This window comes from Stenotrophomonas maltophilia group sp. Smal17 (assembly GCF_030237045.1).
Taxonomy (GTDB): Bacteria; Pseudomonadota; Gammaproteobacteria; order Xanthomonadales; family Xanthomonadaceae; genus Stenotrophomonas; species Stenotrophomonas forensis.
Genome location: NZ_JASJSU010000020.1, coordinates 1 through 12,858 on the forward strand (window position 1 = coordinate 1; position 12,858 = coordinate 12,858).

Here is a 12,858-nt window from a genome sequence, read left to right on the forward strand (position 1 = left end):
CTCCTGATCTTCGGCGGTGCCTACGGGGTTGCCGGCCAGCGGCCGCCACTACCGATCAATTGGGCGAGACCAGCTTCAGGCCGATCACCCCGGCCACGATCAGGCCGACGCAGGCCAGGCGGGCCGGCGATGCGCTGTCGTTGAACAGGTAGATGCCCAGCACCGCCACGCCCATGGCGCCGATGCCGGTCCAGATCGCATAGGCGGTGCCGACCGGGATGCTCTTCATCGCCTGGCTCATCAGGTACAGGCTGATCAGGGCGGACACCACCGTGGCAGCGGTGGGCAGGGGTTTGCTGAAGCCTTCGGAGTACTTCATTCCAAGGGCGAAACCGATCTCGAACAGGCCGGCCAGCAGCAGGTAGATCCAGGGCATGGGTGGGGGCTCCTTACCTTTTTTGAAAAAACGAAACGGCCCGGTGTTTTCACACCGGGCCGTGGGTCGGTACATCACCGTGGAGCCATGACGCTTGCGCAGTACAGGGGTTCCACAGGGCGGGTCGTCCCGCCTGGGCGGCGATGCCTGCGGGCATCGCGCATGGGGCTTACTCGGACAGGTTGCGGCCGTGGAACAGCTCTTCGATCTCGCGCTTGAGCAGCGCTTCGATCTTCATGCGTTCCTTGAACGACAGGTTCTTGGCCTTTTCCTCGAACAGGTACTGGTCCAGGTCGAAGTCCTTCAGGTGCATCTTGGTGTGGAAGATGTTTTCCTGGTAGACGTTGACGTCGAACATCTCGTAGCGCGACTTGATGTTCTTGGCCAGGAAGTTCTGGATCGAGTTGATCTTGTGGTCGATGTAGTGCTTCTTGCCCTTCACATCGCGGGTGAAGCCACGGACGCGGTAGTCCATGATCACGATGTCCGACTCAAGGCTTTCGATCAGGTAGTTCAGGGCCTTCAGCGGGGAAATGACGCCACAGGTGGCCACGTCGATGTCCGCGCGGAACGTCGCGATACCTTCCTGCGGATGGGTTTCCGGGTAGGTATGGACGGTGATGTGGCTCTTGTCCATGTGCGCGACCACGGCGTCGGAGATCAGCTCCTTGCCGGCCTGCTTCTTGTCGATCACCGGCTCTTCGGAGATCAGGATGGTCACCGAGGCACCCTGCGGGTCGTAGTCCTGGCGGGCCACGTTCAGGATGTTGGCGCCGATGATCTCGGCGACATCGGTCAAGATTTGAGTCAGCCTGTCGGCGTTGTACTCTTCATCGATGTATTCAATGTAACGCTGACGCTCCTCTTCGGTGCGCGCGTAACACACGTCATAGATGTTGAAGCTCAGCGCCTTGGTGAGGTTGTTGAAACCCTGCAGCCTCAGGCGAGGCAACGGCTTGACCACGGCGGTCGATTCCTGTGTAAGAAGGGAAAGGGGGAATTATGGGGCAAACTGCCCCCGGGGGGAACGTGAAGACGCAAGAGTTCTGGCACACTGTTTGCCCTTAACAATTGCGCTGGTTAAGCTCCGCTATCGACCCCGTGAATCCGTTCATGCGCAGAGGGAGCGCCCCTATCGTGTCAACCGTGCGCCTAGCTAGCAGTCCACTGGCCCTGGATATCGCCACCATCGATCGTTTCCTGGCGCACAGCCACAGGCGGCGATATCCCACCCGTACCGACGTCTTCCGACCCGGTGACCCGGCGGGAACCCTGTATTACGTCATCAGCGGCTCGGTTTCGATCATGGCCGAGGAAGATGACGATCGCGAGCTTGTGCTGGGCTACTTCGGTGCCGGCGAGTTCGTGGGCGAGATGGGCCTGTTCGTCGAATCGGACCGCCGCGAGGTGATCCTGCGGACCCGTACCGCCTGCGAACTGGCCGAGATCAGCTACGAACGCCTGCACCAGCTGTTCCTCGGCCCGCTGTCGGCCGACGCCCCGCGCCTGCTGTATGCGCTGGGCCAGCAGATCTCCAAGCGCCTGCTCGACACCAGCCGCAAGGCCAGCCGCCTGGCGTTCCTGGACGTTACCGACCGGATCGTGCGCACCCTGCACGACCTGGCGCAGGAGCCGGAGGCGATGAGCCATCCGCAGGGCAGCCAGTTGCGCGTCTCGCGCCAGGAACTGGCCCGCCTGGTCGGCTGCTCGCGCGAAATGGCCGGCCGCGTGCTGAAGAAGCTGCAGACCGACGGCCTGCTGCACGCACGCGGCAAGACCGTGGTGCTGTACGGCACCCGTTGACCGTTGAGCACCCGGTGGGTGCGGACCTTGGTCCGCACTCCTTCGCGCGTTAGGCTCGGTGCATGGAACTGAGCAGCGCATTCTGGTGGTTCATCCTCATCGGCCTCGGCGCCCAGCTGGTCGACGGCGCGCTGGGCATGGCGTTCGGCCTGGTGTCGTCCTCGGTGATGCTGGCCATGGGCATCCCGCCCGCGCAGGCCAGCGCCGCCATCCACACCGCCGAGGTGTTCACCACTGGCGCCTCCGGCGTGTCGCATCTGGTCGCCGGCAATGTCGATAAGCGCTTGTTCCTGCGCCTCGCCCTGCCCGGCGCGGTGGGCGGCGCGGTGGGTGCCTACGGCCTGACCCAGCTGCCCGGCGAGGTGATCCGCCCGCTCATCTATCTCTATCTGCTGGTGCTGGCCATCATCATCCTGGCCCGTGCCGCCGGCCGCCTGATGCCCAAGGGCGAGGTCAAGCGGGTACCCGTGCTGGGCTTCGTGGCCGGCTTCCTGGATGCCAGCGGCGGTGGCGGCTGGGGGCCGGTGGCCACCTCCACCCTGCTCGCCCGCGGCGGCCAGGCGCGCACCACCATCGGCACCGTAAACGCCGCCGAGTTCGTGGTCACCCTGACGGTTTCAGCAACGTTCCTGCTGTCGATGGGGCTGCATCACCTGCAGATCGTGGCCGGCCTGCTGATCGGCGGCATGATGGCCGCCCCGGTGGCCGCACTGCTGGTCAAGCGCCTGAAGGAGCGCTGGGTGCTGGTGGCCGTCGGCGTGCTGGTGCTGGGCATCAGCCTATTCCAGATCGGCCACGCGCTGAGCGGGTACCTGGCGCGCTGAGCGCTCGCCGGGCATGGCCCTGCGATGCATGCACGGCGTTCGGTAGTGCCGGCCGGCAGCACGCGGCGGAAGAAGTCCACCTTGCCCGGCTTCGGGTTCACCACCACCGGCGCCCTGGCGGCCAGCAACAGCGGCAGGTCGGCAGTACTGTCGGAATAGGCAATGTCGATGTCGCCGTAGCCGCGCTCGCGCAGCATGCGCATCTTCTCTTCGTTGTGGCAGTGCCGGGTCGGGCCGACCCCGCCCAGTCGCGGGCCGACCTCGGTGCCGATCACCGGCACGTCCTGGTGGGCGACAAAGGCCAGGATCGCGCGCGCCAGCTCGGGTGGCGCACCCGTGGCAACCACCACGCGGTCGCCCTTGGCGCGGTGCGCGGCAAATACCTCCAGCGCCTGCGGCAACAGCTTGGCGCGCATCTGCGCCTCATTGCGCAGCACGTAGGCGTCAATCACCTTGTTGAAGTCGCGCGCCCGGTGCAGGCCGAAACTGCCGATCCACACATAGACCGAAATGCCGGCACGACGGGTCGGCAGCATCGCCACCATCGGCCCGGCGATCGGCGTGACCAGCAGCGCGGCCAGCATGCGCAGCGGATTGCGCTTGATCAGCGAGGCGAACAGGTGGGTGCCCGAATCGCCGTCGTAGAGGGTGTGGTCGAAGTCGAAGACCACCAGCGGCGCATCCCCGCGCGGCGTTGGATAGTGCGTTGTCATGCCGCGAAGAATAGCTGACGCAGGCCCTCGCCCGGCTCTTCCACGCGCATGAAGGCCTCGCCGACCAGGAACGCGTGGATGCCGGCGTCACGCATCAGCGCCACGTCCTGCGGGCCGAGGATGCCGCTCTCGGTCACCAGCAGGCGGTCGCGCGGCACGGCGTTCTGCATGTCCAGCGTGGTCTGCAGCGAGACCTCGAAGGTGCGCAGGTTGCGGTTGTTGATGCCGATCATCGGCGCCGGCACCTGCAGCGCGCGCTCCAGTTCGTCGATGTCGTGCACTTCCACCAGCACGTCCATGCCCAGCGACAGCGCCAGTTCGGACAGGGTGGCCAGCTGGGTGTCGTCCAGCGCGGCAACGATCAGCAGGATGCAGTCGGCGCCCAGCACGCGTGCCTCGTACACCTGGTAGGCGTCGATCACGAAGTCCTTGCGCAGCACCGGCAGCGTGCAGGCCTCGCGGGCCTGCTGCAGGTAGGCGTCGGCGCCCTGGAAGAAATCGACGTCGGTCAGCACCGACAGGCAGCTGGCACCGCCAAACTCGTAACTGACGGCGATGTCGGCCGGGCGGAAGTCCGGGCGGATCACGCCCTTGGACGGGCTGGCCTTCTTCACCTCGGCGATCACCGCGGGGTCGCCATTGGCCACCGCGGCCTGCAGCGCGCGCACGAAGCCACGTACCGGCGGGGCGCTGGCCAGGGCGGCCTGCAGCTCCTCGAGGGGGCGCTGGGCGCGGCGCTGGGCCACTTCTTCGGCCTTGCGGGCCAGGATCGTCTGCAGGATGTCGCTCATCGTCGTCGGTTCAATGCGGGGGCGGTGAGGACGGCCATTATCGGCCATCGAGGGGATCAGGCTGAACCGCGCGCTCAGGCAACCAGCGCGCGGGTGGTGTCAACGTACTGCTGCAGGCGCTGGCGGGCGCTGCCATTGGCGATGGCGGCACGGGCGCGGGCCAGGCCGTCGCCGATGTCGCTGGCCACGCCGGCCACGTACAGGGCGGCACCGGCGTTCAGGGCGACGATGTCCAGCGCCGGGCCCGGGGTGTTGTCCAGTACCGCGCGCAGCATCGCGATGGACTGCTCCGGGCTGTCCACGCGCAGGTTGCGGCTGGCCGACATGGCGATGCCGAAGTCCTCCGGGTGGATCTCGTACTCACGCACCTTGCCGTCGCGCAGCTCGCCGACCAGGGTGCCGGCACCCAGCGAGATCTCGTCCATGTTGTCGCGGCCCCAGACCACCATCGCGCGCTCGGTGCCCAGTTCGCGCAGCACGCGCGCCTGGATACCCACCAGATCGGGGTGGAACACGCCCATCAGCACCGACGGTGCGCTGGCCGGGTTGGTCAGCGGGCCGAGGATGTTGAAGATGGTGCGCACGCCCATCTCGCGGCGGACCGGCGCCACGACCTTCATCGACGGATGATGGATCGGCGCGAACATGAAGCCGATGCCGGTCTGTTCGATCGCAGCGGCCACCTGGGCCGGCTGCAGCTCGATGGCCGCGCCCAGCGCTTCCACCGCATCGGCGCTGCCGGATTTGGACGACACGCTGCGGTTGCCGTGCTTGGCCACGCGCGCACCGGCGGCGGCGGCGACGAACATCGCGCAGGTGGAGATGTTGAAGGTGTGCGAACCGTCGCCACCGGTGCCGACGATGTCGACCAGGTGGGTGGGATCGGCCACCGGCACCGCCAGCGCGAACTCGCGCATCACGGTGGCCGCTGCAGCGATCTCGTCGATGGTTTCCTTCTTCACCCGCAGGCCGGTGAGGATGGCGGCGGTCATCATCGGCGAGACATCGCCGCGCATGATCTGCCGCATCAGGTCGACCATTTCGTCGAAGAAGATTTCGCGGTGTTCGATGGTGCGCTGCAGGGCTTCCTGGGGGGAGAAGCTCATGGGAATGCTCCTTGGATCAGGCCGCCGGCCGCTGCAGGAAATTGCGCAGCAGGGCGTGACCGTGTTCGGTGAGGATGGATTCGGGGTGGAACTGCACGCCTTCCACCGGGAACTGGCGGTGGCGCAGGCCCATGATCTCTTCGATCGAGCCGTCGTCGTTCTCTGTCCAGGCGGTCACTTCCAGGCAGTCCGGCAGGCGGTTCTTGTCCACCACCAGCGAGTGGTAGCGGGTGGCCTGGTAGCGGTCCGGCAGGCCGGCGAACACGCCCTTGCCCTCGTGGCGGATCGGCGAGGTCTTGCCGTGCATGATGTTGCCGGCGCGGATGACCGTACCGCCGTAGACCTGGCCAATGCCCTGGTGGCCCAGGCACACGCCGAGGATCGGCGTGGTCGGGCCCAGGCGCTCGATCAGTTCCAGCGACACGCCCGCTTCGTTGGGCGTGCACGGGCCGGGCGAGATGACGATGCGCTCGGGTTTCTGCGCGGCGATCTCATCCACGCTCATCGCATCGTTGCGCACCACCTTCACTTCGGCGCCCAGCGTCTGCAGGTACTGCACGAGGTTGTAGGTGAAGCTGTCGTAGTTGTCGATCATCCACAACATGGTCAGGTTCCGTCGCTTATCAGGAAAATGGCGTACACGTTTTCGGTGTAGGTGATGGGGCCGGCTTCGATCGACTCGCGCATGTTCGAACCGGTAGCCTCGATGCTGTTCTGCGGCGCGGGCGGCGCGGGCGGCGCGAACGTGTCGTCGACGCGAGGCCAATTCCCCGCCTGCACGCCATAGGCAAAGTTCGGCGCCACATCGGAAATGCTGTACAGGCCGCGCAGCTTCGTGCCGTAAGCCTTGGCCAGGCCTTGCGCGGACTCGCGCGTCTGTGCCGCCGCCTCGCCCTTGAGTTCGCGTCGCAGCGCCACTTCGCCCGAATAGGTTGGAGCCACGCTGCTGACCTGCACGTTCTCATTGGCCTTCAGCGCACCCAGCACGTCCTGCATCGCCTTCACGCTGGCGAAGCTGGCACGCAGCTGGCGCCCTACGCGGGTACCGATGAAGACCTGCCGGCTCTGCTCATAGCGCGTTGCAGGACCAATGCGCAGATTGTCCGCACGCACGCTGCCTTCCTCCGCCTTGTACTGCTTGAACAGCGCCAGCACGCGGGCAACGTTGTCCTGCACGCGGCGCCGCGCGGCATCGGCATCCATGTCGGTCTCTTCGATGTTCAGCTGCAGGCCGAACCGGTCCGGCATCACCACGCGGCGCGCCTCGCCCTTCACCAGCAGGTGCGGCTGCGAGGGAATGGTGTTGGCCTGCGCCCACGCAGACGGGGCCATCGTGGCCAGCAGTGACGACCACAGCAATGCGCTCAGCAGCTTCATGCGGTACTCCTTGTCCTGAATGGGAACAGCGGAAGGTGCCGCGGCGCAGGCCATGGCACGGGAAGGCTTACAGGCCCTTGGCAGCCTGGGCGACGGCGCGGAACAGCGCGCGGCCCTTGTTCATCGTCTCGTCCCATTCCTTGTCCGGGTCCGAGTCGTAGACGATGCCGGCGCCGGCCTGCACGTACAGGCGGCCGTCCTTGATCACCGCGGTGCGGATTGCAATCGCGGTATCGGCATCACCGTGCCAGCCGATGTAGCCGATGCTGCCGGCGTAGACATTGCGCTTGATCGGTTCCAGCTCGCGGATCACTTCCAGCGCACGGATCTTCGGCGCGCCGCTGACCGTACCGGCCGGGAAGGTGGCACGCAGCACGTCGGCATAGCTCAGGCCCGGCTGCAGCTGCCCGGTCACTTCGCTGACGATGTGCATGACGTGGCTGTAGCGTTCGATCACGAACTGCTCGCCCACTTCCACGGTACCGGCCTTGGAGACGCGGCCGGCGTCGTTGCGGCCGAGGTCGATCAGCATCAGGTGCTCGGCGCGCTCCTTCGGATCGGCCAGCAGCTCGGCTTCCAGCGCCAGGTCCTGCTCGACGGTGGCGCCGCGCGGACGGGTACCGGCGATCGGACGCACGGTGACTTCGCCGTCCTGCAGGCGTACCAGGATTTCCGGCGAGGAACCGACCACCTGCAGGTCGCCGACATCGAGGAAATACATGTACGGCGAAGGATTCAGTGCACGCAGCGCGCGGTACACATCCACCGGGCGCGCCTTGAACGGCACGCTCAGGCGCTGGCTGAGCACTACCTGGAAGATGTCGCCGGCGCGGATGTATTCCTTGCTGCGCTGGACCGCATCGACGAAGCCTTCGCGGGTGAACCCGGAGACGAAATCGGATTCGTCCAGCACGTCGCTGTTGAGCGGCGCCGGATAGCCCGCTCCCGGCGCGCGCAGCTTGGCGGTCAGTGCATCCAAACGGGCCTGGGCCTGCTCGAAGGCGCCGTCGACACGCGGGTCGGCATGCACGATCAGGTACAGGCGGCCCTTGAGGTTGTCGAACACCGCCAGCTCATTGGAATCGAGCAGCAGGATGTCCGGGGTACCCAGTTCATCGCGGCCGGCCGGCGGTGCCAGGCGCGGTTCGATGTAGCCGATGCACTCGAAGCCGAACCAGCCGACCAGGCCACCGGTGAAGCCCGGCAGGCCGTCCAGCTTGGGCACCGAGTGGGCGCTGCGCAGCGCCTCGACCTCGGCGAACGGGTCGGCCACTTCGCGGGTTTCCACCACCTGGCCGTCCTCGCGCACGGTCAGCGTGTGGCCGTGGAAGGCGTACACGCGGCGCGCCGGCAGGCCGATGATCGAGTAACGACCAAAGCGCTCGCCGCCTTCGACGGATTCAAACAGGTAGGTATTGGGGCCGTCGGCGAGCTTCAGATAAACCGAAAGCGGCGTGTCCAGGTCGGACAGCACTTCGCGGACAACGGGAATGTGGGTGTGGCCTTCAGCGGCCTGCTGCAGAAACTGGGCGTGCGAGTTCAAGACGACTTTCCTTCCGGGACACAGCGTTATGGGGGCGGACGACGGCAACGGGCCACCATCGCCACCAACGGCGTGCGGAAGAAAGGGTATGCGGGGTCGTCAGGCTGGACACCCGCTGACTGTATCGCAGCAAAGGCGGGAGGGGAACCCTGTGAAACTGAACCGCGCGACGCCCGGGGCCGGCCACGGGGACCAGCAACGGCGACCGGTAGAGCCGACTGTCAGTCGACTGCTCTTCGTTCCGACGGCGTAAGAACCCGCGCTGCGCGCGCAAGTCGACCAACAGTCGACTCTACCCGCCGGCTCTAGCCCTGCCCGGCCAGCAACGGGCAGCCGGCCGGCAGATGCATCCGCACCCTGCCCGGCACGCACTCGATGCGGAACTGGCGGGCCTGCACCGGTTCGCCATCCAGATTGAGCGTCAACGGACGCTCGGATGCGATCTGCAGCCACGGCAGCCGCGCGCGCGTGGCCAGCTGTTCCAGCGCGGCCTGGGTGCCCGACTTCAGCATCTGGCCCAGCGTGGCGGTCACCTCGCCTTCCAGCTCCGGCAGTACCGTCACATCCAGCAACCCGTCGTCGATCAGTGCCTGCGGGCACAGCTGCTGGCCGCCACCGGCCTGGCGACCGTTGCCGATGCCCAGTGCGATGAAATCGCCTTCCCAGGCGAAATCGGGGCCCGACAGGCGCGCACTGATCGGCTCGATCCGCCCGAGCTTGGCGATGCCGGTGATCACATAGGCCAGCCCACCCAGCATCTTCTTCAGGCCAGCATCGGTCTCCACGGTGACCTGCGTACCGAAGCCCCCGCTGGCGAGATTGGCGCACCACCAGGGCGTGCCATCGGCGTCCACGCGCAGCAGATCGATGGCGTGCGGCCGCGCCTGCCCGATCAGCGCGAAGGCATCCTTCGGTTCGGTCGGGATGCCGGCCGAGGTGGCGAAATCATTGGCCGTGCCCATCGGAATCAGCGCCAGCGAGGGCAGCGCATCGGCAGGTTCCTCACGATGCGCCAGCGTTTCCGCCACCGCGCTGAGCGTGCCGTCGCCACCGGCGGCAACGATCACGTCCACGCCGTGGTCGATTGCTTCGGCCACGTAGCGTTCGGCATCCCCCTCTTCCCAGGTCACCCGCACGTCCAGCTGCACGCCCTGTCTGCGCCAATGGCCGACGGCGTCGCGCAGCGCGTCGTTGCCCGCGGATTTTCCGTTGAGGATCAGGCGCCAGCGCGGGATGGTCATGCAGTGCTTCCGGTGCGGGGGTGGCACAGGCTAGCAATGCGCTGTTTGTCCCCAGTGAATGTCACGCAGATGTCATTCAGCTACCGGAGAATGGAAGGCCATAGCAGGGACGATGGATGGAGGCAGGATCAGCCTCCCACGCATGCAGCAGGGCCACGCCAGTGATTGGCGTGGTCTTTTTTTTTTGAGTTCACAGGGAGTGCGAACCAAGGTTCGCACCCACCGGGTTGCGGTTCGCACCCACCCAACTGGGGTCCGCGCCCACCCAACTGGGGTTTGCCCCCACGAGCTTCAACCGTTGGCGAAATCGTGCAGCGCCTGGCCCTGCAGCCGGTACACGGTCCACTCGTCCTGCGGTTTCGCACCGGCAGCGGTGTAGAACTCGATGGCCGGGGTATTCCAGTCCAGCACCGACCATTCGAAGCGGCCGCAGCCTTCGGCCACCGCCTGGCGCGCGATGTACTTCAGCAGCGCCTTGCCGGCGCCGACGCCGCGCTTTTCCTGGCTGACGTACAGGTCTTCCAGGTAGATGCCCTTGCGGCCCAGCCAGGTGGAGTAATTGTAGAAATACACCGCGTAGCCGATCGCTTCGCCGTCGGCTTCGCAGATCAGCGCGCGTGCCGTAGCGTCGGCACCGAACAGGCTCTCGGCGATGCCGATCTCATCGGTCTGCACCGAATGCTCGGCCTTCTCGTAGATCGCCAGTTCGCGGATGAAATGCAGGATCAGGCCGGCATCGGCCACGGTGGCCGGGCGGATGTTCAACAGTGCCATGAGCGGAAAAAGGGGACGGAGGGAATTAAGTGAGCTTAATCCCCTCCGTCCCCTTTTTGTCAGCGCGCTGCAGCGACATTCGCGCGCATCTGCGCGATCACATCCTGGTAACTGGTCTTGGCATTGAAGATGGCCGAACCGGCGACGAAGGTGTCGGCGCCGGCGGCGGCGATCTCGCCGATGTTGTCGGCCTTCACGCCGCCGTCGATCTCCAGGCGGATGTCCTTGCCACTGGCATCGATCATCTTGCGCACCACGCGCAGCTTGTCCAGCGCCGAGGGGATGAAGGCCTGGCCGCCGAAGCCCGGGTTGACCGACATCAGCAGCACCAGGTCCAGGTCATCCAGCACCCAGTCGAGGATGTCCACCGGCGTGGCCGGATTGAGCACGATGCCCGGCTTGCAGCCCAGCGAGCGGATCAGCTGGATGGTGCGATGCACGTGGCGGCTGGCCTCCGGGTGGAAGCTGATGTAGGTGGCACCGGCCTCGGCGAAATCCGGAATGATGCGGTCCACCGGCTCGACCATCAGGTGCACGTCGATCGGCGCGGTCACGCCGTGCTTGCGCAGGGCCTGGCAGACCATCGGGCCGATGGTCAGGTTCGGCACGTAGTGGTTGTCCATCACGTCGAAGTGGACCCAGTCGGCGCCGGCGGCGAGGACGTTGTCGACTTCCTCGCCGAGGCGAGCGAAGTTGGCGGACAGGATGGACGGGGCAATGAGGCAGTTGGACATGGCCGGGCCTTGCAACGAGGGGAAAGAGGGTCAGCGCTTGCGCAGGGTCTTGATGCGGTCGTACGCGGCATTGATCCGCCGCGACTTCTGCTCGGCCTGCTGCTGCAGCTCGGGGGCGGCGCCGCCAAGCTTGTCGGGGTGGTACTGGGAGATCAGCTTGCGATAGGCGCGCTCGACCTCGGCATCGGTGGCCTCCGAGGTCAGCCCCAGCTCCCGGTACGGGTTCTCCTTGTTCAGGCGGAACCAGTCCGAATCGAAGGCGTGGCCGATCAACAGACCGACCACCGCGCCAAACAGCGGATTGGGCCGGAACAGCAGGGCGCCGGCGATGAATCCGAGCAGTTTTCCGTACCAGCGCATGGCGCTCCGGGGTCGACCGACGAAATGGACGCTCATTTTACGTCACAGCGGGCCCGGACCGCTTTACACTAGGCCGCCCGCTGGTCAGCGGGCCCGCCGGGTCCGTTGGGCAGCAGCCGTATCGACAACGCCCCAGGAGTGCCCGTGCCAACCACGCTGTTGCAATCCGATCTCCCCGGCCTGCCCTTGCGCCATCGCGGCAAGGTGCGTGATGTGTTCGATATCCCGCGCGAGCGGCTGCCAGCCGGAACCCCGCCGGGCGAGTACCTGCTGATGGTGGCCACCGATCGCCTGTCGGCGTTCGACGTGGTGCTGCCCGACCCGATCCCGGGCAAGGGCGAGATGCTCTGCCAGGTCTCCAACTTCTGGTTCGCCAAGACCGCGCACCTGATGCCCAACCACCTGACCGGCATCGACGTGGCCAGCGTGCTGCCCGAGGGCGTGGACCCGGCCCTGTATGCCAAGCGCGCGGTGGTCACCCGCAAGCTGAAGCCGGTGCCGGTGGAAGCCATCGCCCGCGGCTACCTGATCGGCAGCGGCTGGAAGGACTACCAGCGCACCGGCAAGGTCAGCGGCATCGACCTGCCCGACGGCCTGCGCCAGGCCGAGCAGCTGCCCGAGCCGATCTTCACCCCCTCGACCAAGGCCGCCGTCGGCGACCATGACGAGAACATCGATTTCGATGCGATGGTGAAACAGGTGGGTGCGGACCTGGCCGAGCGCGTGCGTGATGCCACCCTGCGCATCTACAAGTTCGCCGCCGATTACGCCCGCGAGCGCGGCATCATCCTGGCCGACACCAAGTTCGAATTCGGCACCGATGCCGATGGCCGCCTGTACATCATGGACGAGATGCTGACCCCGGATTCCTCGCGTTACTGGCCGGCCGACGAGTACGAAGTGGGCACCAGCCCGCCGAGCTACGACAAGCAGTTCGTGCGCGATTACCTGGAGACGCTGGACTGGGGCAAGACCGCCCCGGGCCCGAGCATCCCGGCCGGGATCATCGAGCGCACCCGCGCCAAGTACGCCGAGGCGCTGCAGCGCCTGGCCGGGATCAGCGTCGACTGATCCCCCCGCGCCCCCGGCCGGAAAGGCCGGGGGGCGTTCTGAATGCGGTAGGGCCGGCCGCTGGCCGGCAACCTCGCAAGCCTGCAGCCAGGCATGGCCTGGCTCTACTGCCGGTTGCCTGGGGTAGTGGGGGGGGGGGGGGGGG

Annotated in this window: 14 protein-coding genes and 1 pseudogene; 3 read left to right on the top strand and 12 right to left on the bottom strand. The window is 66.5% G+C overall.

What is annotated here, in order from left to right; all coding sequences use genetic code 11:
- Positions 1 to 55: 55 nt before the first annotated feature.
- A complete protein-coding gene (sugE, locus tag QRO93_RS07900; protein WP_005411314.1) occupies positions 56 to 376 on the bottom strand; it encodes a quaternary ammonium compound efflux SMR transporter SugE in 321 nt (106 codons plus the stop codon).
- 169 nt (positions 377 to 545) lie between these two features.
- Positions 546 to 1,340 (bottom strand): adenosylmethionine decarboxylase, encoded by a 795-nt coding sequence (speD, locus tag QRO93_RS07905; protein ID WP_006473908.1) that lies wholly within the window; start codon positions 1,338 to 1,340, stop codon positions 546 to 548.
- Between the two features lie 149 nt (positions 1,341 to 1,489).
- Between speD and crp the strand changes: the two genes are divergently transcribed.
- Entirely contained in the window at positions 1,490 to 2,179 is a 690-nt protein-coding gene (crp, locus tag QRO93_RS07910; protein WP_010482649.1) for a cAMP-activated global transcriptional regulator CRP, read from the top strand.
- Positions 2,180 to 2,241: 62 nt separating this feature from the next.
- Positions 2,242 to 3,003, top strand: a complete 762-nt coding sequence (locus QRO93_RS07915; protein ID WP_006473912.1) for a sulfite exporter TauE/SafE family protein — start codon at positions 2,242 to 2,244, stop codon at positions 3,001 to 3,003.
- A 44-nt stretch (positions 3,004 to 3,047) separates the two neighbouring features.
- On the opposite strand, the pseudogene QRO93_RS07920 reads toward QRO93_RS07915, so the two are convergent.
- From QRO93_RS07920 to QRO93_RS07965, 10 genes and pseudogenes are all read right to left on the bottom strand, one after another.
- Positions 3,048 to 3,716, bottom strand: a pseudogene (locus QRO93_RS07920) (haloacid dehalogenase-like hydrolase); the annotation flags it as partial.
- Positions 3,713 to 4,507, bottom strand: coding sequence for an indole-3-glycerol phosphate synthase TrpC (gene trpC, locus QRO93_RS07925; RefSeq protein WP_014038737.1), 795 nt, complete (start codon positions 4,505 to 4,507; stop codon positions 3,713 to 3,715). The gene trpC and the pseudogene QRO93_RS07920, both read right to left, overlap by 4 nt.
- 74 nt (positions 4,508 to 4,581) lie before the next feature.
- A complete protein-coding gene (gene trpD / locus QRO93_RS07930; protein ID WP_006474036.1) occupies positions 4,582 to 5,613 on the bottom strand; it encodes an anthranilate phosphoribosyltransferase in 1,032 nt (343 codons plus the stop codon).
- A gap of 16 nt (positions 5,614 to 5,629) precedes the next feature.
- Positions 5,630 to 6,217 (bottom strand): aminodeoxychorismate/anthranilate synthase component II, encoded by a 588-nt coding sequence (locus tag QRO93_RS07935; protein ID WP_053509142.1) that lies wholly within the window; start codon positions 6,215 to 6,217, stop codon positions 5,630 to 5,632.
- A 2-nt stretch (positions 6,218 to 6,219) separates the two neighbouring features.
- Positions 6,220 to 6,990 carry an SIMPL domain-containing protein gene (locus tag QRO93_RS07940; RefSeq protein WP_180878908.1) on the bottom strand — a complete coding sequence of 257 codons (771 nt, stop codon included), beginning with the start codon at positions 6,988 to 6,990 and terminating at the stop codon, positions 6,220 to 6,222.
- 67 nt (positions 6,991 to 7,057) lie between these two features.
- On the bottom strand, positions 7,058 to 8,533 hold the full coding sequence (trpE, locus tag QRO93_RS07945; RefSeq protein ID WP_164088036.1) for an anthranilate synthase component I: 1,476 nt from the start codon (positions 8,531 to 8,533) through the stop codon (positions 7,058 to 7,060).
- A gap of 305 nt (positions 8,534 to 8,838) precedes the next feature.
- Positions 8,839 to 9,774 carry a lipid kinase YegS gene (yegS, locus tag QRO93_RS07950; protein WP_180878906.1) on the bottom strand — a complete coding sequence of 312 codons (936 nt, stop codon included), beginning with the start codon at positions 9,772 to 9,774 and terminating at the stop codon, positions 8,839 to 8,841.
- Between the two features lie 291 nt (positions 9,775 to 10,065).
- On the bottom strand, positions 10,066 to 10,548 hold the full coding sequence (locus tag QRO93_RS07955) for a GNAT family N-acetyltransferase (protein ID WP_012481443.1): 483 nt from the start codon (positions 10,546 to 10,548) through the stop codon (positions 10,066 to 10,068).
- 59 nt (positions 10,549 to 10,607) lie between these two features.
- Positions 10,608 to 11,282 (bottom strand): ribulose-phosphate 3-epimerase, encoded by a 675-nt coding sequence (gene rpe / locus QRO93_RS07960; RefSeq protein WP_032127160.1) that lies wholly within the window; start codon positions 11,280 to 11,282, stop codon positions 10,608 to 10,610.
- A 30-nt stretch (positions 11,283 to 11,312) separates the two neighbouring features.
- A complete protein-coding gene (locus QRO93_RS07965) occupies positions 11,313 to 11,642 on the bottom strand; it encodes a DnaJ family molecular chaperone (RefSeq protein ID WP_005411327.1) in 330 nt (109 codons plus the stop codon).
- A 144-nt stretch (positions 11,643 to 11,786) separates the two neighbouring features.
- Here QRO93_RS07965 and QRO93_RS07970 point away from each other — a divergent pair, with 144 nt between their 5' ends.
- Entirely contained in the window at positions 11,787 to 12,713 is a 927-nt protein-coding gene (locus QRO93_RS07970) for a phosphoribosylaminoimidazolesuccinocarboxamide synthase (RefSeq protein WP_164241292.1), read from the top strand.
- The last annotated feature ends 145 nt before the right edge of the window (positions 12,714 to 12,858 follow it).

Coding starts and splice junctions, on each gene's coding strand:
- trpC (WP_014038737.1), bottom strand. CDS start 4,507: ATGAGCGACATCCTGCAGACGATCCTGGCCCGCAAGGCCGAAGAAGTG.
- trpD (WP_006474036.1), bottom strand. CDS start 5,613: ATGAGCTTCTCCCCCCAGGAAGCCCTGCAGCGCACCATCGAACACCGC.
- QRO93_RS07955 (WP_012481443.1), bottom strand. CDS start 10,548: ATGGCACTGTTGAACATCCGCCCGGCCACCGTGGCCGATGCCGGCCTG.
- QRO93_RS07940 (WP_180878908.1), bottom strand. CDS start 6,990: ATGAAGCTGCTGAGCGCATTGCTGTGGTCGTCACTGCTGGCCACGATG.
- yegS (WP_180878906.1), bottom strand. CDS start 9,774: ATGACCATCCCGCGCTGGCGCCTGATCCTCAACGGAAAATCCGCGGGC.
- sugE (WP_005411314.1), bottom strand. CDS start 376: ATGCCCTGGATCTACCTGCTGCTGGCCGGCCTGTTCGAGATCGGTTTC.
- QRO93_RS07915 (WP_006473912.1), top strand. CDS start 2,242: ATGGAACTGAGCAGCGCATTCTGGTGGTTCATCCTCATCGGCCTCGGC.
- QRO93_RS07965 (WP_005411327.1), bottom strand. CDS start 11,642: ATGCGCTGGTACGGAAAACTGCTCGGATTCATCGCCGGCGCCCTGCTG.
- QRO93_RS07935 (WP_053509142.1), bottom strand. CDS start 6,217: ATGTTGTGGATGATCGACAACTACGACAGCTTCACCTACAACCTCGTG.
- rpe (WP_032127160.1), bottom strand. CDS start 11,282: ATGTCCAACTGCCTCATTGCCCCGTCCATCCTGTCCGCCAACTTCGCT.
- crp (WP_010482649.1), top strand. CDS start 1,490: ATGCGCAGAGGGAGCGCCCCTATCGTGTCAACCGTGCGCCTAGCTAGC.